This window comes from Curvibacter sp. PAE-UM (assembly GCF_001432305.1).
Taxonomy (GTDB): Bacteria; Pseudomonadota; Gammaproteobacteria; order Burkholderiales; family Burkholderiaceae_C; genus Hylemonella.
In genome coordinates this window covers 2,935,252-2,957,955 of record NZ_KQ483358.1, presented here as the reverse complement: position 1 = coordinate 2,957,955, position 22,704 = coordinate 2,935,252, and the positions used below count along the sequence as shown (strand labels likewise).

Annotated in this window: 22 protein-coding genes and 1 tRNA gene; 8 read left to right on the top strand and 15 right to left on the bottom strand. The window is 66.6% G+C overall.

Translation table 11 applies throughout. The annotated features are described in order from the left end of the window. Positions 1 to 106: 106 nt before the first annotated feature. Entirely contained in the window at positions 107 to 661 is a 555-nt protein-coding gene (locus AO057_RS14210; RefSeq protein WP_057676566.1) for a PAS and helix-turn-helix domain-containing protein, read from the bottom strand. Positions 662 to 750: 89 nt separating this feature from the next. On the opposite strand from AO057_RS14210, the gene AO057_RS14205 reads away from it, so the two are divergent. The 3 genes from AO057_RS14205 (at position 751) to AO057_RS14195 (ending at position 2,580) form a co-directional block, all read left to right on the top strand. Next, positions 751 to 1,455, top strand: a complete 705-nt coding sequence (locus tag AO057_RS14205; protein ID WP_057676565.1) for a CoA transferase subunit A — start codon at positions 751 to 753, stop codon at positions 1,453 to 1,455. 10 nt (positions 1,456 to 1,465) lie between these two features. Next, complete coding sequence (locus AO057_RS14200; protein ID WP_057676564.1) at positions 1,466 to 2,104, top strand: 3-oxoacid CoA-transferase subunit B; 639 nt, start codon at positions 1,466 to 1,468, stop codon at positions 2,102 to 2,104. A 161-nt stretch (positions 2,105 to 2,265) separates the two neighbouring features. Beyond that, on the top strand, positions 2,266 to 2,580 hold the full coding sequence (locus AO057_RS14195; protein WP_057676563.1) for a hypothetical protein: 315 nt from the start codon (positions 2,266 to 2,268) through the stop codon (positions 2,578 to 2,580). Here the strand turns inward: AO057_RS14195 and AO057_RS14190 are convergent. Then, positions 2,560 to 3,087 (bottom strand): MarR family winged helix-turn-helix transcriptional regulator, encoded by a 528-nt coding sequence (locus tag AO057_RS14190; RefSeq protein WP_057676562.1) that lies wholly within the window; start codon positions 3,085 to 3,087, stop codon positions 2,560 to 2,562. The two genes, AO057_RS14195 and AO057_RS14190, sit on opposite strands and share 21 nt — an antisense overlap. 163 nt (positions 3,088 to 3,250) lie before the next feature. Between AO057_RS14190 and AO057_RS14185 the strand changes: the two genes are divergently transcribed. Beyond that, positions 3,251 to 4,234, top strand: a complete 984-nt coding sequence (locus AO057_RS14185; RefSeq protein ID WP_057676561.1) for a Bug family tripartite tricarboxylate transporter substrate binding protein — start codon at positions 3,251 to 3,253, stop codon at positions 4,232 to 4,234. 9 nt (positions 4,235 to 4,243) lie between these two features. Next, a complete protein-coding gene (locus AO057_RS14180; protein ID WP_057676560.1) occupies positions 4,244 to 5,236 on the top strand; it encodes a substrate-binding domain-containing protein in 993 nt (330 codons plus the stop codon). Between the two features lies 1 nt (position 5,237). On the opposite strand, the gene AO057_RS14175 is transcribed toward AO057_RS14180, so the two are convergent. The 10 genes from AO057_RS14175 to AO057_RS14130 form a co-directional block, all read right to left on the bottom strand. Then, a complete protein-coding gene (locus tag AO057_RS14175; RefSeq protein WP_057676559.1) occupies positions 5,238 to 5,660 on the bottom strand; it encodes a BLUF domain-containing protein in 423 nt (140 codons plus the stop codon). Between the two features lie 107 nt (positions 5,661 to 5,767). Then, on the bottom strand, positions 5,768 to 6,328 hold the full coding sequence (locus AO057_RS14170) for a hypothetical protein (RefSeq protein ID WP_057676558.1): 561 nt from the start codon (positions 6,326 to 6,328) through the stop codon (positions 5,768 to 5,770). Continuing rightward, the gene (xrtQ, locus tag AO057_RS14165) at positions 6,315 to 7,205 is read right to left on the bottom strand and encodes an exosortase Q (RefSeq protein WP_057676557.1); all 891 of its coding nucleotides are present in this window, start codon (positions 7,203 to 7,205) and stop codon (positions 6,315 to 6,317) included. The genes AO057_RS14170 and xrtQ overlap by 14 nt, the downstream gene beginning before the upstream one ends. A gap of 2 nt (positions 7,206 to 7,207) precedes the next feature. Further along, positions 7,208 to 9,289 carry a VIT and vWA domain-containing protein gene (locus AO057_RS14160; RefSeq protein ID WP_057676556.1) on the bottom strand — a complete coding sequence of 694 codons (2,082 nt, stop codon included), beginning with the start codon at positions 9,287 to 9,289 and terminating at the stop codon, positions 7,208 to 7,210. Positions 9,290 to 9,439: 150 nt separating this feature from the next. Continuing rightward, on the bottom strand, positions 9,440 to 10,894 hold the full coding sequence (gene creC, locus AO057_RS14155; protein WP_057676555.1) for a two-component system sensor histidine kinase CreC: 1,455 nt from the start codon (positions 10,892 to 10,894) through the stop codon (positions 9,440 to 9,442). Further along, positions 10,891 to 11,616, bottom strand: coding sequence for a two-component system response regulator CreB (creB, locus tag AO057_RS14150; protein ID WP_057676554.1), 726 nt, complete (start codon positions 11,614 to 11,616; stop codon positions 10,891 to 10,893). The genes creC and creB overlap by 4 nt, the downstream gene beginning before the upstream one ends. Before the next feature lie 42 nt (positions 11,617 to 11,658). After that, positions 11,659 to 12,432, bottom strand: coding sequence for a spermine/spermidine synthase domain-containing protein (locus AO057_RS14145; RefSeq protein ID WP_082605572.1), 774 nt, complete (start codon positions 12,430 to 12,432; stop codon positions 11,659 to 11,661). Positions 12,433 to 12,442: 10 nt separating this feature from the next. Then, positions 12,443 to 12,516 (bottom strand) — tRNA-Gly (locus tag AO057_RS14140). Between the two features lie 53 nt (positions 12,517 to 12,569). Continuing rightward, entirely contained in the window at positions 12,570 to 13,055 is a 486-nt protein-coding gene (locus AO057_RS14135) for an LEA/WHy family protein (protein WP_057676552.1), read from the bottom strand. 7 nt (positions 13,056 to 13,062) lie between these two features. Further along, positions 13,063 to 14,556: an NAD-dependent succinate-semialdehyde dehydrogenase gene (locus AO057_RS14130; protein ID WP_057676551.1), complete on the bottom strand. Its 1,494-nt coding sequence runs from the start codon at positions 14,554 to 14,556 to the stop codon at positions 13,063 to 13,065. Between the two features lie 189 nt (positions 14,557 to 14,745). On the opposite strand from AO057_RS14130, the gene alaS reads away from it, so the two are divergent. Both alaS and AO057_RS14120 read left to right on the top strand, forming a co-directional pair. Then, positions 14,746 to 17,367 carry an alanine--tRNA ligase gene (gene alaS, locus AO057_RS14125; protein ID WP_057677310.1) on the top strand — a complete coding sequence of 874 codons (2,622 nt, stop codon included), beginning with the start codon at positions 14,746 to 14,748 and terminating at the stop codon, positions 17,365 to 17,367. Further along, positions 17,367 to 17,903, top strand: a complete 537-nt coding sequence (locus tag AO057_RS14120; RefSeq protein WP_057676550.1) for a TlpA family protein disulfide reductase — start codon at positions 17,367 to 17,369, stop codon at positions 17,901 to 17,903. Before alaS ends, AO057_RS14120 begins: the two co-directional genes overlap by 1 nt. On the opposite strand, the gene AO057_RS14115 is transcribed toward AO057_RS14120, so the two are convergent. Together AO057_RS14115 and AO057_RS14110 are read right to left on the bottom strand one after the other, a co-directional pair. After that, entirely contained in the window at positions 17,881 to 18,927 is a 1,047-nt protein-coding gene (locus tag AO057_RS14115) for an acyltransferase family protein (protein WP_082605571.1), read from the bottom strand. The two genes, AO057_RS14120 and AO057_RS14115, sit on opposite strands and share 23 nt — an antisense overlap. Before the next feature lie 5 nt (positions 18,928 to 18,932). Continuing rightward, complete coding sequence (locus AO057_RS14110; RefSeq protein ID WP_057676549.1) at positions 18,933 to 20,108, bottom strand: hypothetical protein; 1,176 nt, start codon at positions 20,106 to 20,108, stop codon at positions 18,933 to 18,935. A 174-nt stretch (positions 20,109 to 20,282) separates the two neighbouring features. On the opposite strand from AO057_RS14110, the gene AO057_RS14105 reads away from it, so the two are divergent. Then, complete coding sequence (locus tag AO057_RS14105; protein WP_057676548.1) at positions 20,283 to 21,395, top strand: transglutaminase-like domain-containing protein; 1,113 nt, start codon at positions 20,283 to 20,285, stop codon at positions 21,393 to 21,395. Positions 21,396 to 21,473: 78 nt separating this feature from the next. Here AO057_RS14105 and AO057_RS14100 read toward each other — a convergent pair whose 3' ends face one another. After that, on the bottom strand, positions 21,474 to 22,604 hold the full coding sequence (locus AO057_RS14100; RefSeq protein ID WP_057676547.1) for an ABC transporter substrate-binding protein: 1,131 nt from the start codon (positions 22,602 to 22,604) through the stop codon (positions 21,474 to 21,476). Between the last annotated feature and the right edge of the window lie 100 nt (positions 22,605 to 22,704).

Below are 22,704 nucleotides of genomic sequence, written 5' to 3'. Positions count from 1 at the left end.
AGCCGTCCGGATTCGACGATGCCTACACCCGGCTGCTCGCGCAGCGCGCCGGCGAGCAGGGCCTGGGCGATGCGCGCGGCCGGCACGGCCCGGTAACGGCGCGGGGTCAGCCGGCGGTGAGCTTGTGCACCAGGTCGGCCGTGGTGCTGGCCTTGTACTTGCGCATCAGGCGGGCGCGGTAGATCTCCACCGTGCGGTAGCTGATGGCCAGGGCCTTGCCGATCTCCTTGGAGGTCAGGCCCTCCAGCAGGTGGGCGGCCACCTCGCGCTCGCGCGCTGTGAGCTCGGCCTTGACCGCGCGGCGCGAGCTGAGGTCTTCGAGGGTCCAGATGCCGGCGCCGAGCGGCTCGGCCGGGTCCAGGGCACGGCCGGTGACGTGGCACCAGAACACCTCCCCCTTGAAACGGCCGTCGACCCGCTTCATGATGCGGTCGTCGGCATAACTGCCCTGGCGGTTCATGATGGGGGCAATGCGCGCGCCGATGCGTTCGAACTCCTCGGCGCTGGGGTAGAGCACCTGGAAGGACTGCCCCACCAGTTCTTCACGCTGCGTTCCGAACATGTCGCATAACTGGCGATTGCAGTCGATGATGACGCGGTCGCGTGAGAGCACCATGCCGATGGGCGCGTATTCGAAGGCGAGGCGGTAATCGATGTCCATAGGGGACGGATTCTAGGCATAACTACGTATTCTGATAAGTAGTATCGTCACGGGGTTGCTGCTTCAAAGATTTTTTAAAGGAGAACAGCGTGAACAAGGTGTACCCGAGTGCGGCCAAGGCCATCGAAGGCGTGATCCGCGACGGCCAGCTGCTGGCCGTGGGCGGCTTCGGCCTGTGCGGCATCCCCGAGGCCCTGATCGATGCCGTGCGCGACAGCGGCGCCAAGAACCTCACCGCCATTTCCAACAACGCCGGCGTGGACGATTTCGGCCTGGGCAAGCTGCTGCAGACCCGCCAGGTCAAGAAGATGATCTCCAGCTACGTGGGCGAGAACAAGGAGTTCGAGCGCCAGTACCTGGCCGGCGAGCTGGAGCTGGAGTTCACGCCCCAGGGCACGCTGGCCGAGAAGCTGCGCGCCGGCGGCGCGGGCATCCCGGCCTTCTTCACCAAAACCGGTGTAGGCACCATCGTGGCCGAGGGCAAGGAGCTGCGCGAGTTCGACGGCGAGACCTATGTGATGGAGCGTGCCCTGTTGCCCGATGTGGCGCTGATCAAGGCCGACATCGCCGACCGCTCGGGCAACCTGCGCTTCAATCTGACGGCGCGCAACTTCAACCCGGCCGCTGCCATGGCCGGCAAGATCTGCATCGTGGAAGTGGAGCGCATCGTCGCCACCGGCGAGCTGGCGCCCGACGACATCCACCTGCCGGGCATCTACGTGCACCGCATCGTGCACAACCCCACGCCCGAGAAGCGCATCGAGAAGCGCACCACCCGCGACCGTAAAGTTTGAGGAGAAGAACATGCCCTGGACCCAGGAACAAATGGCCGCGCGTGCGGCGCAGGAGCTGCAGGACGGCTTCTATGTGAATCTCGGCATCGGCATCCCGACGCTGGTGGCCAACTTCGTGCCCGACCACATCGAGGTGTGGCTGCAGAGCGAGAACGGCATGCTGGGCATCGGCCCCTTCCCCTACGAGGACGAGGTGGATGCCGACCTGATCAACGCCGGCAAGCAGACCGTCACCACCATCAAGGGCTCGGCCATCTTCGGCAGCCACGACAGCTTCGCCATGATCCGCGGCGGCAAGATCAACCTGTCCATCCTGGGCGCCATGCAGGTCAGCGGCAAGGGCGACCTGGCCAACTGGATGATCCCCGGCAAGATGGTCAAGGGCATGGGCGGTGCCATGGACCTGGTGGCCGGCGTGCCGCGCTGCATCGTGCTGATGGAGCACGTGGCCAAGAAGAAGGACGGCACGGAAGACTTCAAGATCCTGCCCGAATGCACGCTGCCGCTGACCGGCAAGGCTGTGATCGACCGCATCATCACCGACCTGGGCGTGATGGACATCACCCCGCAGGGCCTCAAACTGGTGGAACTGGCCCCGGGCGTGACGCGCGAGTTCATCCAGTCCAAGACGGGCGTGCCGCTGGTCTGAGCGGCGACTGCTTCAGGAAAAGGCCCCGTCGGGGCCTTTTTTCATGGCGGGTTTCCGAAATGCGGAATTGGCCCGTGATTAGACCGTTCCTGCCCCCATTGCCTGGCCCGGGGTCCGTCATCATGAAGATCGACAGTGAAGTCCGTCCGGATACGAATCCCATGCGTTTGAGAAACAGTTTTTGGGCCCTGCTGGGCCAGCCCGCAACCGAAGCCCCCGAGGCGGTGGTGGAGCGCGTGCGCGGCGCCATGCTGAGCGCGCTGGTCGAGCACCTCGGCCCGGAAGGGCAGGAGCTCAAGCAGCAGGTGCACTTTGCGCATGACATCGAGAGCCTGTGGTACCTGCGCCCGGAAATCATGAACGCCATGGCGGCGCGGCGCGGGGAAGCCAGGGCGCGTGTGTGCATGACGGGGCTGACCGCCCTGTTCAAGGACCATCATCCCGGGGCTGCGTCCTCACGCTTCGGTGCGCTTTAGGCGGGGGGATTTGCGCTGCGGCGCAGTTTCCCAGGCCAACTCGTCTTCGGCCAGGTTCTCGATCATCTTCAGCAGGACCCGGCGGGTCGTGAGCAGCTCGTCCGGCGAGATGTCTCGGGTGCTGATGCTGTTGGTGTCCTCGGCCAGCGGTACCAGTTTCTTGCGCAGCGCGCGGCCCTGGGCGCTCAGGTAGACGTACACATTCTTCTTGTTCGTCGGTAACTGCTTGCGCAGGATGTAACCCTGCGCCTCCATCGCCTTCATGGCCGCAAAGGTGGTGGGCTCCATCACGCCGGCGCGTTCGCTCAGTTCCTTCTGGGTCAGGCCATCCTTTTCCCAGAGGATGCGCAGAAAGGCCCAGTGGCCGAAGGGCACGGCGTGCGCGGCCAGGCGAACCTGCAGGGACTTGCGGAAGGCGCGTTCCGTGTCGCGGATCAGGTGCGCCAGGCGGTCGTTGGGAACGGCTTCGCGCCAGCGTCGCAGGATGTTCTGGGTGTCATGGCTCATGGCTCAGGGGGATGTCCTGGTGCGTGTGCGGTCTCACGATCAGGTGGTGTGAGGTACCGGCACAGGTTTGACGGGTCTGAAAGCATGGCCTATTATCTTAGTTCCCTAAGTAAAAATCGGCAACCGGCCATCGGCCCCAGCCGGAGCAACCAGGAGACAAACCATGAGTACACGTCGTTCCATGCTGTGGGGGTGCGCACTGTCTGCGGCCGCCGTGCTGGCCCCGCTGGGCCTGGCCCAGGCGCAGGCCCCGTATCCGAACAAGACCATCCGGCTGGTCGTGCCCACCCCGGCGGGGGGCTTGCCCGACACGGTGGCCCGCCTGTTCGCGCAGCGCCTGGGCGAGCGCCTGGGGCAGCCCGTGGTGGTGGACAACAAGCCTGGTGCGAATGGCGTGGTGGCCGCGCAGGCCCTGGCGACGGCGCCCGCCGACGGCTACACCTACCTGGTGACGGATGGCTCCATGTTCTCCATCAACCCTGCCATCTACAAGAACCTGAACTACGACTACCAGCGTGATTTCATGCCGGTGTCGCTGGCGGCCCGCGCGCCGCTGTACCTGGCCGTGCACCCCAAGGTGGGGGTCAGCACCCTGCAGGAGTTGATCGCGCTGGCCAAGGCCAGGCCGGGTGCCCTGACCTACGGTTCCTCGGGGGTGGGCAGCACCCATCACCTGACCATGGAAGCGATGAAGAGCGCGCTGGGCATCGACCTGCGGCATATCCCCTACAAGGGCAGCAGCCAGTCGGTGCCGGCGCTGATCGGGGGGCAGGTGGATGTCGCGTTCTCGGCGCTGCCCTCGCTCTCGGGCTTCGTCAAGAACGGCCAGGTCAGGCTGCTGGGCAACAACGCGGCGCAGCGCTCCAGCCAGGAACCGGGCGTGCCGGCGATTGCCGAGACGATCCCGGGGTTTGACTTCGCCCCCACCATCGGTGTCTTTGCTGCCCGGGGCACGCCAGCCAGCGTCATCGAGCGCTTCAGCGCGGAGATGGCCAACGTGGCCCGCTTGCCGGAACTGGTTCAGAGCCTGAACAGCGCAGGCATCGTGGCCGTGGGGGCCGGGCCGGCGGAATTCGACCAGGCCATCCAGGGTGAAATCGCGCGCCTGGCCCAGGCCATCAGCGCCGCAGGTCTCAAGACCGAATGAATCTGTTTCATGTCCAAACTCAAGCTCACCTTCGCCTGCTGGAATTACGACCGTACCCGCGCCCTGATGGATGGCAGCATCCAGCCGGATGGCATCGATCTGAATTACCTCAACCTGCCGGTGGAGGAGACCTTTTTTCGCATGCTGCGGCACCAGGAGTTCGAGATGGCGGAGATGTCGCTCTCCTCCTACACGGTGTCGATGTTCCGTGAGCCGCGGCCGTTTGTCGCCATCCCGGTCTTCCCGTCGCGGTTCTTCCGCCATTCATGCATCTACGTGAACGCGAATGCCGGCATCCGTGAGGCGAAGGACCTGATCGGCAAGCGCGTGGGCAACCCCGAGTACCAGATGACGGCGCCGGTGTGGATACGCGGCATCCTGTCCGACCATTACGGCGTGCCGGTGGACAGCGTGACGTACTACACGGGGGGCGAGGAGGAGCCCGGTCGCTCCGAAAAAATCAGGCTTGATCTGCCGCCCAACATCAAGGTCAAGCCCATCGGGCCGGAGCAGACCCTGTCGCAGATGCTGCTCGATGGCGAGATCGATGCGCTTTACACGGCACGCATGCCCTCGAGTTTTTTGAAAGGCGGGGGCAAGGTCAGGCGCCTGTTCGAGGACTACGAGCCGGTGGAGCGCAACTACTTCAGGGAAACCGGCATCTTTCCCATCATGCACACGGTGGCCCTGCGCCGTGACGTGTACGAGGCCCATCCCTGGATCGCGCAGTCCATGATGAAGGCGCTGGTGGCGTCCCAGCAGCGCAGCTACGAAGACCTGTACGAGACGGCGGCCCTCAAGACCATGCTGCCCTGGCTGACGGCCCATGTGGAGCAGGCCAAGCGCGAGATGGGAGACGACTTCTGGCCCTATGGCTTCGAGAAGAATGAGGCCACCCTGCGCACTTTCCTGCGCTATTCCTATGAGCAGGGCCTGTCCAGACGCCTGCTGGAGCCCAGGGAGCTGTTTGCGCCGCAGACGCTGGAGTCGTTCAGGATCTGAATCACCCGATCCAGCGCACCCCGCCCTGCACGATCTCGTCGAAGAAGCCGCGCAGCGAAGACGGGCTCATGCTGTAGGGATCGAACTCGGATTTGCGCGAGTACTTCAGGAAGATCTGGCGGTTCTCGGCGATCGAGGAGATCAGGCCCATGTTCCAGTTGCTGAAGCGGCGTGAGGCGATCTCGCCGAAGTCCAGGATGGACGGCTCGGTATGGCGGCTGTCCTTGAGGATGCGCAGGTAGACCTGGTTGACCACGTCACGGTCGCCTTCGAGCTGCTGCAGGAAGAGGCCGTTGGCCAGGCACAGCGCGCCGGTCACGCCGACGGCGGAGTTGTTGCGCTGCGAGGTTTGCAGTATGTCTTTCACGTCGGCCGGGCCGAGTGCGCGGGAAGAGTGGCTGGCGTAGGTCAGCTGGATCAGCATGGGGTCGTCTCCTGTTGGGACCGATTATCTGGAAGGGGAATAGCCCTTGTCGATGCCGGACTACATGTGAAAAAGATCACGCTGGCGCCGTCGGGCATGCGAGTCCTTCACAGTGGCCTTGCCACCGTCACGGCCCGCCACGGGCCGGTGGATTTTCCGGCGACGGCAGCCCAGTACCAGGCCGAGGTGTCGGTGAAGGTCTGGCCCTGCGCATCCTCGATGCGTTCGCACACGCGCAGCTGCTGGCCGCCACGTTCGGCGATGAAACAGCGCCACCTGGCCTGACCCGTCATGGCTTCGAGCCGTTCGTCGCTGATGCGGTAGCCGAGCCCCTTGTAGCAGTCGGCGGCCGGGTGCAGCATGCGGGTGGGCCGGTTCACCGTGCGCAGCACCAGCACATGCCGGCCATCGGTCAGGCGCGCGATCGTGCCCGGAAAGCGTTGCGCAAACCGGTGCTCGACCTCGCTCAAGGCCAGTGGGCGCAGGGTGGCCCCGTTCCACTGGGCGGGAAATTCGGCCCAGATGCCGGCGCCGATCTCCGGGGTGTCATCCGGCGGGCCGTTGCCGAAGGTCTGCACGGCGCCCCAGATCGCACACAAGGGCAGCAGCAGGAGCCACAGGCTTTTGTGCAGCACGCGGTTGAGGAAGAGGTTGTCAAACAGACGCATGCCGGCCTCCGCAAGTGTGTTGCCCGGTTGCTTTTCCCATGACCCATCCAATGCCGCCACAGACGACCGCCAGCACCAGCAGGCCCACGGTGTCGTGCGCCCAGCCGGGCAGATGCCGGTCGCTCGCCTCGGCCGCCACCAGCAGCGTGTTGCGCACCACATTGCCCGTGAGCACCAGCGCACTCACGGCAGGCAGCCGCGCCAGGAAGGCCCGGTTGCCGAGCCTGGGGCCGGCCATGCCTGCGCGGGGGCCGTGCAGCGCGACGACGCAGGCCGTGAAATAACCCAGCCAGACCATCTGCACGCCGGAGCAGGGCGCGTCCACGATGACGAGATGCCCATTGACCAGCAGGCTGCTGCCGCTGCGGGCCACCTCGTGCTGCAGGCCCAGCAGCCAGCGCGTGGCTTCGGCCGTGATGACACGCAGGGGGTACCCGGCGTAGAACTGCAGCGATGCCAGCAGCGGCAGCGACAGCACGGACAAGCCCAATACTGGGAGGGTGGCGATATGCGGCGGCAGAAAGGCCGCCAGGGCGGCCGAGAGCGCCAGCAAGGCCACGAGGGCGCTGACCAGGGGCGGCAGATGCGTGCGCGTGACGGTTGCTGCCAGCGCACAGGCCAGGGCGATGGCCAGCCAGCCCAGCCGGGGGGCCGGACGCAGCAGTCGGCGGTGCTGCCAGACCAGCAGGCCGAGCGCGGCCAGGGCCAGCAGGCCCAGCGGGTCATCCGAGCCGTCGAACATGCGCTGGCCCATCCACCACCAGGTGGGCCAGAGTGCAGCGGCCAGCAGGGCCAGCCAGCGCCACTCGGGGGTGGTGTCGATGCGGATGCCATAGCGCACGAAACCCGGCATCTGGAGCAGGCGGGGCAGTGCCATGATCAGGCCGTGTAACGGTGGGGGTGATGGCGGCGGGCGCGTCGGGCCAGCAGGGCCAGCACCGACAGCAGCACGAGGACGGCGCCCCAGGTCGCCGGCTCGGGCGTGCCGGGCACCTCGGTACCGATCGCCAGGTTGCTCACTCCTTCAGGCAGGGGCGAGGGCTGGTTCACGCTGGCGCCGTTGTGCGGGGCCGGGTTGCGCACCAGCTGGTCGATCGCGACAAAACTGGTGTACTGCGTGAGCAGCTTGTACTTCAGGCCCAGTTCGGTGATGCGCTGGCCCAGGGCACCACCGCCTTCGAGTGCCTCCTGGTCCGACAGGCTGGCGATGCGATGGCGTGCCCACAGGTGGCGCAGGGCCGCCGTGCTGCTGGACGGGCTGGTGTCGCCGCTGCTGCCAACGGGCAGGGCTTGGTGAAAAGGCCCGTTGGCCGTCTGGCCTTCGATGATGAGCTTGCCCCGGGCTTCGCCGCGCCATTTGCCGAAGACGATCACCGGGCGCTCGCCCAGCACATCGGGCAGTTGCTGCGGCTCCACGTCGTAGACATCCAGGCCGTCGAAGCGCGCCTTGACGCTGGTGAGTACCGGCGATTCGATCATCTTGCGGAAGCGGGCCGCCTGCGCGGCGGCTTCCGAAGGCCGGGTGATGATGAAAGGCTCTCCCATGCCCGCGCGCGCCATGCCTTCCATGAGATGGCGGTTGACCGAGGAGCCGATGCCGAAGGAGAACACATTGGCCTGCGAGAGGTTCTTGCGTATCAGCTCGAAGGCTTCCCGCTCGACGGTCACATAGCCATCGGTCACGACCACCACGGTGCGCGACACGTCGGCCGCCTTGGGCTGGGCGTAGACGCGCTTGAGGGCGGGGATCAGCTCGGTGCTGCCGCCACCGCCCATCTCCTGGATGGTGCGGATGGCCTGCTGGATGTTGGCACCCGTCGCCGGGACCGGGTGCGGGCTCAGGAAACGGTTGCTGCCGGAGAACAGCAGCACATTGAAGGTGTCGCTGGGGCGCAGGTTGCCGATCAACTCGCGCAGCAGGGTCTTGGCGGTGTCCAGCGGGAAGCCGTGCATGGAGCCCGAGATGTCCACCACGAAGATGTACTCGCGCGGTGAGATGGCGCTGGCCGGCACCGCCTTGGGCGGCTCGATCATCGCCAGGAAGAAGTTTTCCTCACCACCCTTGTAGAGCAGCACGCCGGATTCGATGCGGTCACCCGCGAGGCGGTAGTCCAGGATGAAATCGCGGTTGTTGGCGGCGCGCGCGCCTGGGCTCAAGCCCACCTCGATCGCGCTGCCTTCTTCCTTGTCACGGCGGATGTCGTGCGAGGGGGAGCGCACCTCCTTGATGCCGATGGGCGTGTGCAGCGCCACGCGGATGTCAAAGCCGGCGGGGGAGGCTTCGCCAGCGCTCAGGTAGGGCTGGCTGACCCAGGGCGCCTGGGCCTGGCCGGACTGCGGGCTGTTGTAGCGCGGGCCGACCACGGTGGGGAAGACGAACTGGTAGTTGCCGCTGGTGGGCACCAGCAGTTCCGTGTAGCGCAGCTCGACCTTCACGTCGTCGCCGGGCAGGATGTTGGCCACGTTCATCTGGAACACATTGGGCAATTGCTGCTCCAGGAGGGCTGCCGTTCTGCCCTCGCTTTTCGCCTTGTCGTAGTCGATGCGGGCCTGGTTCTTCTCGCGGATCTGGGCCGTGATCAGGCGGTCGGCCAGCCGCACGTTCATGCCGTGCACGGCGGCCCGGGTGGAGCCGGGAAACACGTACCTGGCTTCAATGGCGCGCTGGCCTTCATTCCTGTAGTGCTGCGTCACCGTCACATCGGCGATCACGCCCGAGATGCGCACATCCACCCGGGTGGATTTGAGCGGCAGCTGGTCGAGCTCGGGGTCTTCGCTCTTGACGAAGAAGTACGGGCTCTCGGTTTTCAGGCGCGGGCTGTCGTCGTCCCGCGCATGGACGGGCTGGGCGATGAGCCCCACGAAACACGCGACCGAGAGGCTGGTGGTGGCCATCCAGGTCCAGCGGGCCAGGGCGGCGCTGGCGCTGTCGTGGGGGGCGTGGGGGAAGACGGTGGCCATGATGCTTGCTCCTGAACATGCGTGCGGAAGTGCACGGTGTCCCTAGCATCCGGGGCCAATGAGAAGACAGTTGGAAGTGCGGCAGCGCTGTGTGAAAACGGCGTGAAGTCCGTGTGAAGTGCTGCCATGCCCCGGTGGGGCGGCCAGCGCCTAGCCGGGCGCGCGGGGCAGGGTCAGGCTGGCGATGGCGCCCGGTCCCTCGCCGTCAGGGCGGTTGTGCAGTTCGATGCGCCCGTGGTGCAGCGCTGCGATTTCCTTGACGAAGGAGAGGCCCAGGCCCGTGCTCTTTTTGAGCGTGTGCGGGCGCGCCAGCGAGTAGAACTTCTCGAACACCTTGTCCTGCGCGTAGTCGGGGATGCCGGCCCCCTGGTCGCGCACGGTGATGATCACGTGGCGCCGCCTGACCGCCAGCGACAGTTGCACGACGCTGCCCTCGGGCGAGAAATCCAGGGCGTTGTCCAGCAGGTTGCTCAGGGCGCGGCGCAGCAGGAAGGGGTCGCCTTCCACCGTGGCATTTTCCGCCGCGTCCAGTTCGATGCGGATGCCGCGCTGGGCTGCGGCGCCCTGGGCCGAGGCGGCCAGCTCTTCGAGCAGGGGCTTCATGTCGACGGGCTGGACGCGCTCCAGCACGCGCCGGGTTTCCAGCGCGGTGAGCTCCATCATGCGGTCCACCATCTCCTGGATGCGCCCGGTTTCGCGCTGGATGTTGTCCAGGAAGCGCTGGCGCTGCGCTTCGGACATGGGTTCCTGCAGCAGTTCGGCGGCGCCACGGATGGCCGACAGGGGGCTTTTGACCTCGTGGGTGAGGGTCTGCACATAGTCGGCCACGTAGTTGCGCCCGGCCAGCGCGTCGCGCATCTCGTCGTAGGCCGCACTGAACACATCCATGGCGCGGCGCAGCAGGCGCGCCGGGCTGAAACGCCGTTGTGTCCGCACGTAGCGCACATAGTCTGAAATCAGGCCGAAGGGGCGCACCAGCCAGACCGAGACCATCACGACCAGCACCAGCACGGCCACCACGGACACCAGCCCGACGTACAGCGTCTTGTTGCGGGCGGCCACCACGAACTGCCCGAAACTCTGCACCGGTTTGCCCACCGTGACCGCGCCGATGATCTCGCCATTCCCCCCGGGCAGGGAGCGCACCGGGGCACTGACGTACATCACCGAGCTGTTGGCATCGCCCGCGATATCCGGCGTGGTGCGCGCGCCGTATTCATCCTTGAGGGCCATGCGCACGTCGCGCCATTGGGAAAAATCTGTACCGAGCAGTTGTCCGGTGGAGTCGAACACCACCCGCCCGCCGCGGTCCGTCACGTAGACCCGCAGCTCGACACGGGTCTTGGTGACGCCGAAGATCTGGGCGTTGAAGCGACGCGCATACAGCGACTGGAACACGGGTTCGAGACGCGCCGTGTCCAGGGCGCCATCCCGCACGTCCTGCTCGATCAGGCTGGCCAGCAGCTGCGAGGTCTCCACCAGCGATTCCTCGGCCGATTCGCGGTAGCGCGGGTCCAGGTCGGCGACCACGCGGTAAAGCATGAAGGCGATGCTGGCCGTGTAGATCAGGATGATGCCGATGAAGATCCGGCTGCGCTTGCTCATACCGAGTCCGGCAGGTTCTCGCTCAGGGCGTAGCCCGTGCCGCGCAGCGTGCGGATGGGGTCCGTGCCGGGGGCGATGACCTTGAGCTTGGCGCGCAGGGTCTTGATGTGGGCGTCCACCGTCCGGTCAAAACTCGCGCTCGTTTCATCCCACACCTTGCTCAGCAACTCGTCGCGGGTGTACACGCGGCCCGGGCGCTGGACCAGCAGACGCAGGAGGCCGTACTCGTAGCGCGAGAGCTCCAGCAGCTGCCCGTAGAAGCGGATCTGGTGGCGCTCTTCATCCAGCGCAAAAGGCCGTGCCAGCGGGGTGGCGGCGGGCGCAGCGGGGGCCGCCCCCTGGCGCACACTGCGCCGCAGGATGCTGCGCACGCGCGCCACCAGTTCGCGCGGCGAGAAGGGTTTGGCGATGTAGTCATCGGCCCCGAGCTCCAGGCCCACCACCCGGTCGATCTCGTCGCTGCGCGCGGTCAGGAACAGCATGGGAACCTGCGCACCGCCCGGCAGCGCTTGCAGGCGCTTGAACAGGTCGAAGCCATTGAGGTCCGGCAGTCCGACATCCAGCACGCACAGTGCCGGCAGGTCGGTTTCGAACTGGTGCATGGCTTCAGCTGCCGTGCTGCACCAGACCGGGGAAAACCCGTCGGTCGCCAAGACGTACTGCAACGTATCGGCGATGCCTGATTCGTCTTCAACGATGAGGATGCGCGGCTTGTGGACCATGGCGGTATGGTAACGGCGCCGAAGCCGGGGAGGGCGCAGGGGCTAGCCGGCTTGCCTGATGTCCCAGCCGATGCGCGAGAACTCCTGCTGGAGCTGGGCGCGCACTTCCGGGGCGAAGTTCTCCAGCGGCCGGCTTTGCCGCAGTTCATCGATGCAGAGGCGCTGGTTCTTGCGGGCAAAGAGGATGCTGTTGCTTTTCTCCATGCTTGCAACCTCCAGCACATTGCCGTCGAAAGCCAGCCTGATCCGCCCTGTGTACACCCCATGCTCGGGGTGGTCGTGGTGCAGGTTGACGACCAGGACGCCGCCGGGGCTGAGCGCCCGGAAGCAGTCGTCATAGAAGCGCTGCGAGCACAGGCTGGTGGACTGTCCCAGACCATCGTAGCCGTCCACCAGCAGCACGTCGTAGCGGCCGGCGCTCTCCTCGGGCAGGGCGCGGACAAAGTCGGCCCCGTCGGCGCAGATGATCCGCAGGCGCTCGTCGTCTTCAGGGATTTCGAACTCCTGGCGCAGCGCGATGACATGGGGGTTGACCTCGATCGCCGTGAATTGCGCTGCGGGCAGGTGCCGGTGGCAGAACTTGAGCAGCGAGCCGCCGCCCAGTCCGATCATGGCGATGCTGGCCGGCTGGCTGTCCAGCAGCAGGAAACCCATCATGGTGCGGGTGTAGTCCACCTCCAGCTGCGTGGGGTGCTCGCTGCTCATGCGGCTTTGCAGCTGGTCGAGGGTGAAATAGAGGGACTTGTGGCCGTCAGCCGTAAAAACAAACGGCGCATCGAACTCGGGTTCGGATGCGCCGGATGGTGTGCTAGACATGGGATATGACTGGAGCGGGTGATGGGAATCGAACCCACGTTATTTGCTTGGGAAGCAAGAGTCCTACCATTGAACGACACCCGCGATAGTGCGTGATTCTAGCGGAAGGCCGGCGGCCGGAGCCGCCGCGGGCGGTCTCAGCGCAGGTGCGGTGGCGTCGGCAGCTTCAACTCGCCGGCGGACTCGAAGCGGTGGCTTCGGAAGATGGGGCCGGAGAGCTTGCCGCGCAGCTGGTAACTCATCGTTGAACTGTTCTCGACCGAGGTGATGGCCAGGGCCTGGCGCACCAGGGCCATGGTCGTCACGGTGACGGGGACTTCAAGCATCGTCTCGGAGAAGCGCGGCACGCTGCCTTGTTCGTCCGTGACGCCGCTGGCGAAACGCTGGCCGTTCACGTTGATTTCCAGGTAAGCGCCGTCGTACTGCATGGGCACGTTGCCGGGGTTGACGATGCGCAGGCGGACCAGCATGCGCAGTTCCGGGCCCCGCCAGGGCAGCGGCTCGATGGCCGCCACCTCGACCTGGGGCGCGTTGTCGGGCGCCAGCGCGGCGCAGCCGGCCAGCAGAAACGGCAGGGCGACCAGCGCGAGGCGACGGCTGATCCGGAGCAGGGCGGTGTTCACGCGGCCATCACTTGAGGATGTCGCCCAGGCAGAGGTACTTCAGTTCCACGTAGTCGTCCATGCCGTGATGCGAGCCCTCGCGGCCCAGGCCGGACTGCTTGACGCCGCCGAAGGGCACGTGCTCGGTCGCGATGACGCCCACGTTGATGCCGACCATGCCGTACTCCAGCGCCTCGCTCACGCGGAAGATGCGGCCCACATCGCGGCTGTAGAAATAGCTGGCCAGGCCGAAGATGGTGGCGTTGGCCATCTCCACGACTTCCTGCTCGGTCTTGAAGCGGAACACCGGGGCGAAGGGGCCGAAGGTCTCCTCGGTGGCGCACAGCATGTTCTGCTTGGCTTCGGCCAGCACGGTGGGCTGGAAGAACTGGGTGCCCACGTCGGTGGCGCGTTTGCCGCCGGTCAGGACCTTGCCGCCCTTGGCCACGGCGTCGGCCACGTGGCGCTCCACCTTGTCGAGCGCGGCCGGCTCGATCAGCGGGCCCTGCGAGACGCCGTCCTCGAAGCCGTTGCCGATCTTCACGGCCGCCACTTTGGCGGCGAACTTCTGCACGAACTGGTCATACACGCCCTCTTGCACGTAGATGCGGTTGGCGCAGACGCAGGTCTGGCCGGCATTGCGGTACTTGCTGGCCATGGCGCCTTCCACCGCCGAGTCGATGTCGGCGTCGTCAAACACGATGAAGGGCGCGTTGCCGCCCAGCTCCAGGCTGAGTTTCTTGACCGTGGGGGCACTCTGCTGCATCAGGATGCGGCCCACCTCGGTGGAGCCGGTGAAGCTGATGTGGCGCACCACCTCGCTGGCGCAGAAGACCTTGCCCACGGCGATGGAGTTGTCTCCGTCGGCGGTGAGCATGTTGAGCACGCCGGCCGGGATGCCGGCGCGGATGGCCAGCTCGGCCGCGGCCAGGGCCGTGAGCGGCGTGAGTTCGGCCGGCTTGATGATGACCGGGCAGCCCGCGGCCAGGGCCGGGGCCACCTTGCGCGTGATCATGGCCAGGGGGAAGTTCCAGGGCGTGATGGCGGCGCAGACACCGATGGGCTGCTTGATGACCATCAGGCGGCGGTTGTTGTCGAACTGCGGCAGGGTTTCACCGTTGACGCGCTTGGCTTCCTCGGCGAACCATTCGACGAAGCTGGCGCCGTAGGCCACCTCACCCTTGGCTTCGGGGAAGGGCTTGCCCTGCTCGGCCGTCATGATGCGGCCCAGGTCCTCCTGGTTGGCCATCAGCAGGTCGAACCACTTGCGCAGGATGATGCTGCGCTCCTTGCCCGTCTTGGCGCGCCAGGCCGGCCAGGCGGCGTTGGCCGCCTGGATGGCGGCTTCGGCATCGGCCGGGCCCAGGTTGGCCACGTCGGCCAGCTTGCGGCCGTTGGAGGGGTCCAGCACGTCGAAGCGCGTGCCGGCCGCGCCCTTGACCCACTGGCCGTTGATCAGCGCGTCGGTCTTGAGCAAGGTCGGGTCCTTGAGCAGGGCCAGGGGGGAGGTCTTCATGTCCATGGTGTGTCTCTTCGATGGTGGTATGGGGGCGTGGCGGATGATTTTGCCAGTGTGTCGGGTGTGGGGGCATCACAGGGGTGACAGCCGGTGCGCTCCGCCCTCAAACTTATAATCGATAGTTCAAATAAATCAAGCAGTTACGTGCGCGCCGCGATCCCCGGGGGAATGGCCGCCCAGTCCTGGAAAACCATGAGCCAACCCGTCATCTCCGTTGCCGACATCCGCAAGACCTTTCTGGACTTCTTTGCCGCCAAGGGCCACACCGTTGTGCAGTCCAGCCCCCTGGTGCCGGGCAACGACCCGACCCTGATGTTCACCAACTCCGGCATGGTGCAGTTCAAGGATGTGTTCCTGGGCAGCGACAAGCGCAGTTATGTGCGCGCGGCCTCGGTGCAGGCCTGCCTGCGCGCCGGCGGCAAGCACAACGACCTGGAGAACGTGGGCTACACCGCGCGCCACCACACCTTCTTCGAGATGCTGGGCAACTGGAGCTTCGGCGATTATTTCAAACGTGAGAGTCTGAAATGGGCGTGGGAGCTGCTGACCGAGGTCTACAAGCTGCCCAAGGACCGCCTGCTGGCCACCGTGTACGAAGAGGACGACGAGGCCTACGACATCTGGACCAAGGAGATCGGCCTGCCGCCCGAGCGCGTGATCCGCATCGGCGACAACAAGGGCGGCCGCTACAAGTCCGACAACTTCTGGATGATGGCCGACACCGGCCCCTGCGGCCCCTGCTCGGAGATCTTCTACGACCACGGCGACCACATCGCCGGTGGCCCCCCTGGCAGCCCCGATGAAGACGGTGACCGTTACATCGAGATCTGGAACAACGTGTTCATGCAGTTCAACATGGACGAGACGGGCGCCGTCACGCCGCTGCCTGCGCCCTGCGTGGACACCGGCATGGGCCTGGAGCGCCTGGCCGCCATCCTGCAGCACGTGCACAGCAACTACGAGATCGACATCTTCGCCGCACTGATCAAGGCCGCCGGCCGCGAGACAGGAACGCAAGACCTGAGCAACCCCTCGCTCAAGGTGATCGCCGACCACATCCGCGCCACCGCCTTCCTGGTCAGCGACGGCGTGATCCCCAGCAACGAGGGTCGTGGTTACGTGCAGCGCCGTATCGTGCGCCGCGCTATCCGCCACGGCTACAAGCTGGGCCAGAAGAAGCCTTTCTTCCACAAGCTGGTGGCCGAGCTGGTGCGCCTGATGGGCGATGCCTACCCCCGCCTCAAGGCCGAGGAAAAGCGCATCACCGAAGTGCTCAAGGCCGAGGAAGAGCGTTTCTACGAGACCCTGGCCAATGGCATGGAAATCCTGGACGCTGCCCTGGCCAACGCCAAGGTGCTGCCGGGCGAGGTGGCCTTCAAGCTGCACGACACCTACGGTTTTCCGCTGGACCTCTCGGCCGACGTCTGCCGCGAGCGCGGCCTGAGCGTGGACGAGGCCGGCTTCAAGGCCGCGATGGAGAAGCAGAAGAGCCAGGCCCGTGCCGCCGGCAAGTTCAAGATGGACAAGGCGCTCGACTACACGGGTGCCGGCAACCAGTTCGTGGGTTACGAGAAACTCGAAGCCCAGGCCAAGATCGTCGCGCTGTATGTGGACGGCACGCCCACGGCGGCACTGAAGGCCGGCCAGCAGGGTGTGGTGGTGCTGGACACCACCCCCTTCTACGCCGAGAGCGGCGGCCAGGTGGGCGACGAGGGTGTACTCACCAGCGGCTCGGCCCGTTTCGACGTGGGCGACACGCAGAAGATCAAGGCCGATGTGTACGGCCACCACGGCACGCTGGCGCAGGGCACGCTCAATGTGGGTGACCACGTGACGGCCCAGGTGAACCTGAGCGTGCGTGCCGCCACCATGCGCAACCACTCGGTCACGCACCTGATGCACAAGGCCCTGCGCGAGGTGCTGGGCACCCATGTGCAGCAGAAGGGCTCGCTGGTGAACGCCGAGCGCACGCGCTTCGACTTTGCGCACAACGCGCCGGTCACCGAGGCGCAGATCCGCGCGATCGAGGCGAAGGTCAACGAGGAGATCCTGGCCAATGCTGCCACCCAGGCGCGTGTGATGGACATCGAGTCGGCCCAGAAGACCGGCGCCATGATGCTTTTCGGCGAGAAGTACGGCGACAGCGTGCGCGTGCTCGACATCGGCAGCAGCCGCGAACTCTGCGGCGGCACCCATGTGCAGCGCACCGGCGACATCGGCCTGTTCAAGGTGGTAGCCGAGGGCGGCGTGGCCGCCGGCGTGCGCCGTATCGAGGCGGTGACCGGTGCCAACGCACTGGCCTATCTGCAGCAGCTCGAAGACACGGTGACGCAGGCCGCCGGTACCCTCAAGGCGCCGAGCACGGAACTCAACGCGCGCCTGGGCCAGGTGCTGGACCAGGTCAAGGCGCTGGAAAAGGAAATTGCCGCGCTCAAGGGCAAGCTGGCTTCCAGCCAGGGCGACGATCTGGTGACGCAGGCCGTGGACGTGAAGGGTCTCAAGGTGCTTGCCGCCCGTCTGGAAGGCGCCGACGCCAAGACCCTGCGCGACACCCTGGACCAGCTCAAGAACAAGCTCAAGACCGCGGCCATCGTGCTGGCGGCGGTCGACGGCGACAAGGTGCAGCTGGCGGCCGGCGTGACGGCTGACAGCATCGGCAAAGTGAAGGCCGGCGAGCTGGTCAACTTCGTGGCCCAGCAGGTCGGCGGCAAGGGCGGCGGCAAGGCCGACATGGCCATGGCCGGCGGTACCGATGCCAGCAAACTCAATGCAGCCCTGGCCAGCGTGCAGGGCTGGGTCGCGGAAAAGCTTTGATGCAGCGTCGCGATCTCCTGGGCCTCACCCTGGCCACGCTGGCCGGCCCGGTGCTGGCCCAGCGCGGTTATGACGTGACGCCCTGGCCGGCCAACAGGCCGGCGCCCGCACTGCGTGCGCTCGACCTGCAGGGCAAGACCTGGACCCTGGCCGAGTTGCGCGGCCGCGCCGTCGTGCTGAACTTCTGGGCCACCTGGTGCCCGCCCTGTCGCGCCGAGATGCCCTCGCTGCAGCAGCTGGCCGAAATCTACGGCCCGGAGCAGTTGCTGGTGCTGGCCCTCAACGTGGGTGAGGGGCCACGGCGCATCACCCAGTACCTGCAGTCCAGCGGCCTGAACCTCACGGTACTGATGGACCCGCAAAGCGAGGCGGCCAAAGCCTGGGGTGCCAACGTGCTGCCCACCACCATCCTGATCGATGCCGAGGGCCGGCCGCGCCAGCGCGTGCGCGGCGAAGTGGACTGGAGCGGCCGCGAGGCGCAGGCCCTGGTGGAGCCGCTGCTGCGTGCGCGGGTCAGGCCCGGCGCCGTGAGCTGATCCAGCGCCCCAGCGGCGCCTCGATGCGACGCTCGAACACGAAGGCCAGCGCCACGCTGGCCAGCACGCTGAGGACCAACGCAACCACGGCCTCGCCAGGTTGGCTGCCACCCAGTCGTGCGTACAGCGCATTGCCCAGCATCAGCACCGGGAAGTGCACAAGAAAGAGCGCGTAGGACGTGCGGCCCAGCGCGTGCAGCGGCCGCGCGAAGGCGGCTGGCAGTGTGTGCCCCGCAGGACCACGCCAATGCAGCGTGATCAGCAGCAGGGCTACACCCAGCGCCAGTGCGATGCGGGTGCGCCAGTCCAGCAGCAGGGCCAGCACACCGAGTGCAGCCAGCAGACCCAGCCAGCGCAGGGCATGGGGCGAGCGTGCCGCCCACCAGGCCAGCGCGCCGAGTGCGTAGCTGCCAAAGAAATAAGGCGCCCAGTCGTCCCAGCCGGCGTCGCGGTTGAAATGCAGCAGCGAGGCGAGCATGAGCCCGGCCACCAGCCACAGGGCCGCTGCGGGCCGCGCACCACGCTGGCCCAGCCACAGCAGCAGCGCGAGCAGGGCGTAGAGCTGCAGGTCGATGGCCACGTACCAGACCCCGGCCGACAGGGCTTCGGCGTCCACCACGTCATGCAGCAGGAGCAGGTGCGCCAGGGCCTGGCCCCAGCCTGGCGCCGCCGGGATGAAATCGGCGTGGAGCCCCTGGCGCGCCACGGCGGCCGAGGCCACGGCCAGCACGATGGCCACGCAGAAGGGCAGGGCCAGGCGCAGGTAACGCAGCAGCACGGCGCGTCCCAGCTGGGCGGTGTCACCTCGCATGGCCGGCAGCAGGCCCTGCATGGCCAGGTAGCCCCCCAGCACCAGGAAGATCTGCACCGCCATGCGGGCGTAGTCGTAGAGCCAGCCCATGAGCGCGGGGGCGGCGAGGGCCGCCGCGTCGGCTACGGGGCCGTAGGCCGAGAAGTGATGCAGCACGATCAGCTGCGAACCGATGCACTTGAGCGCATCGATGTGCGTCTGCCGTGCCTGCATGCGGATCAGGTGTGGGGGATGGGCATGTCCGAGGTGCCGGGGCGCACCCAGCGCGCGAACTCGCGTGTGGTGTCCATGCAGCCGCCGGCTTCGGTGTAGACGCCGCGCGGCTCGCGCCAGCGGGTCATGCGCGCCATGACCTGCGCCAACTCGTCCGGGTTGGCGAGTGTGGCCTCGATCAGGGGTTCGATGCGGACTTCGTCGATCTGCGACTCGCCTTTTTCGTCGCGGTACAGGCCGTGGCGCCAGTGGTAGATCTCGACGCACTTGCGGGTGAGGGTGTAGGGCTGGTGCTGTTTCCAGAAGTTGGTGAACAGGCCGTTGCCCAGGTACATGACCCAGGAGCCCTCGAAACCGCAGGCGTCTGCCGAGGCCTCGTCGGGGTTGCGGAACCAGACGCGGTCGCCCGGCACGTAATACAGCGGGGGCACCGGCGCTTCCATCGAACCCTGCTCGCGCAGGAAGACGGTGTGGAATTCTTCCGACATGATGGCGCGCTGGCGCCAGACGTCCTGCAGACGCTCGAACAGCTCGGTGTTGCTGCGCGCCAGCTCCTGGGCGATGCCCAGCAGCGTCACGTATTCGGTGGCACGGTAGCAGGAGAAGGAGTAGAGCCGGCCCGAAACCTCGGGCTGCGTGGTCTTGATCAGCGCGTCGATCAGCGGCACGTCCGGCAACAGGGTGAAGCCCCGGTCTTCATCGTAGATCCAGCAGTCCTGGGGGCGCTCGGCGGCTTCGGTGTCGAAGGCCAGCGTGGTGCGGCGCGCGGCCTGCACGATGTTGCGGCGGATGTGGATGGCCGACTCGAACTCGTCCAGGCTGGGGAAGTCCAGGCCGGTCGGGCTCATCAGCAGGGTCACCAGGATCTCGCGCTGCAGGTCGGTGTCGCTGTCCAGCGTGCGCAAGCCCAGGGTGCTGGCCAGCTGCATGGTGCTGTGGCCCGGCGCCCAGGCCCGGCTGGTGGGGTGGTCCAGCCAGAGCCGCACCCCATAGCCCTGCGGGCCCTGGCCGGGTTCGGCATGGATCTGCGCGGCCAGGTCGCTGGCGTCCAGCCGCTCCAGGACGACACGGCGCACGCTTTCGGTGCTATGGGTGCCCAGGCCGCGCAGCAGGATGCCGCGACTGACGGGGCCTTGCCCTGTCTGCTCCATCGTGGTGTAAGTCTCCAGCAGCTTTCTCATAGGTATGGCGATCAATATACCCCAAGCTTCGTGGGGTTTAGCTTGGGGATTACTCCGGGGTGGGGCGGGTTCGATAATCTGGGTTGCCACGGCTATTTGAGCCGTATGCACGCCGTTCCGGGGCATCTTGACCTGCCCCGGCGGCGTTTTCCCCACCATGACGGAGCTCTCTTGATGACCATCGAACGTCGAACATTCCTGAAGAACGCGGTTGGCCTGTCAGCCGCCTACACGCTGCCGGCCCTGGGCCTGGCGCAGACCGCGCCGGCGCAGCGCCAGTTCAATCCCCAGCCCGGCGCCTGGCGCACCTTCGAGGTGACGACCCGCGTCGACATCCTGCAGGCCGAAGGCGCCACGCGCGTCTGGTTGCCGGTGCCCTCGGTCGATGCCGACTGGCAGCGTTCGCTGGGCAACAGCTATGCCAGCAATGGCCAAGCCCGCATGGGCAGCGACGCGGTCTACGGTGCCCGGCTGCTGCAGGTGGATTTTTCGCCCGGCGAGAAAAATCCCTGGGTCGAGCTGAGCAGCCGCATCCAGACCAACAACCGTGCCGTGAACTGGGCGGCCAAAAAGCCGGTCCCCGAGGCCGCGGCCAATCTGCAGTTCTGGACCCGGCCCACGGCCCTGCTGCCCACCGACGGCATCGTGCGCAAGACCGCGCTGGAGGCCACCCGCGGCGCCAAGACCGACGCCGAGAAGGCGAAGAAGATCTACGATTGGGTGGTGGCCAATACCTGGCGCGAGCCCAAGGTGCGCGGCTGTGGCGAGGGCGACATCAAGGCCATGCTGGAGACCGGCGACCTGGGCGGCAAGTGCGCCGACCTGAACGCCGTCTTCGTCGGCCTGTGCCGTGCCGTTGGCCTGCCCGCGCGCGACGTCTACGGCCTGCGCCTGGTGCCTTCGGCCTTCGGCTACAAGGAACTCAGCGGCAACCCGGCCAGCCTCAAGGGTGCGCAGCACTGCCGTGCCGAGGTCTGGCTCAAGGACCATGGCTGGGTGGCCATGGACCCGGCCGACGTGGCCAAGGTCATGCGGCTGGAGACCCCGCAGTGGATCAAGAACACCACCGACCCGGTGGTGGCGCCGGTCAACCAGGCGCTGTTCGGCGGCTGGGAGGGCAACTGGCTGGCCTGGAACATGGCGCACGACGTGGCGCTGCCCGGCGCCCAGGGCCCCAGGCTGGGCTTCCTGATGTACCCGGTGGCCGAGACCGCCGACGAGCGCCTGGACTCCTATTCGCCCGACGCCTTCAGGTACCAGATCACGGCGCGCGAACTCACGGTCTGAGTCCGTTGCCCACTGTGACGGCATAAAAAAAGGGCGCCATCGGCGCCCTTTGCAATTCCCTCTGGAAACTCCCGGCAATCAATTGCGCAGCCGTCCGTTGCGCGTGACCATGGCCAGTTCCACGTACTTGCTGCCGTGGTTCTGCTCGGGCCCATAGTGCACGGTGTAACCGCCGACGTCATAGCTGCCCAGGTTACGCAGCGCCGCCAGCATGGCCTTGGAATCACCGACGCGCTTGCTGCGGCGCATGGCCTCGGCCAGCACCTTGGCGCCGATGCAGGCCTCCAGGTGCGTGCTGTTCATGGGTTTGCTGATGCCGGCGTCCTGCAGGGCCTTGCCGCACTCGCGGATGATGGGCAGCGAGGCGGAGGCGTTGGGGACCACCTGTGAAATGGATGCGCCGGCGCCGGCCGCACCGGCGGCGTCGATGTACTGCTGCGCCCCGACAAAGGACAGGCTGGACATGGGCACGTAGAGCCCGCGTGCGGTCAGCTGCTTGCTGATGTCGGCGGCCGGGCCGGAGAGCACGGTGTTGATGATGACCTCGGGCTTGAGGGCCATCAGGGCATTCATCCTGGCCGCATCGATGCCGGCATTGCGCTGCAGGGCGAAGGCCTTCGGCGTCTTGCCCTGGCGCACCAGGTAGTCGGTGACCACCCCCAGGTTCTGCACACCGACCTCGTCGTCGTAGTGCACCACCACCACCTGTTTCATGCCCAGGCTCATCCAGAAGGTCAGCATCTTCTCCAGCTCGTCGCCGTAGGAGGCGCGCAGGGTGTAGACCACGGGGCTGGGCTTGCGAACCGGGTTGGCGCCGGAGAAGGGCGCATAAAAGAGCATGCCGGCCTTCTCGGCCTGGGGCATGGCGTCCAGGCTCAGCGTGGCCGAGCCGTAGCCGAACAGGGCCACCAGGCCCTTGGTCTGCAGCAGCTTGCTGGTGTTCTCACCTGCAAGCTTGCGCTGGTTCTGGTCGTCCAGGGTGAGCAGCTCGACCGGGGCACCAGCCACGCCGCCCTGGGCATTGAGCATCTTGAAATAGGCCAGGGCGCCGTCGCGGATGTCCTGGCCGAAGACGGCGTTGCTGCCGGAGAGCGGTGCGGACTGGCCGACGACCCAGGCGTTCTGGGCCTGGGCGGTGGTGTGCAGCAAGCCGCCCAGCGTCCAGAGCAGAGTGGCCAGGCCCAGGCGCTTGAAGTGTCGAGTGAACATGATCGGTCCCATGGATAACTTGATGTCTCCATGGTGGGCCTGAACTTGTTTCAGGACTAGGGCCGAAACGGAAACACCTGTGTGCAGGTGTGCAGCCGCG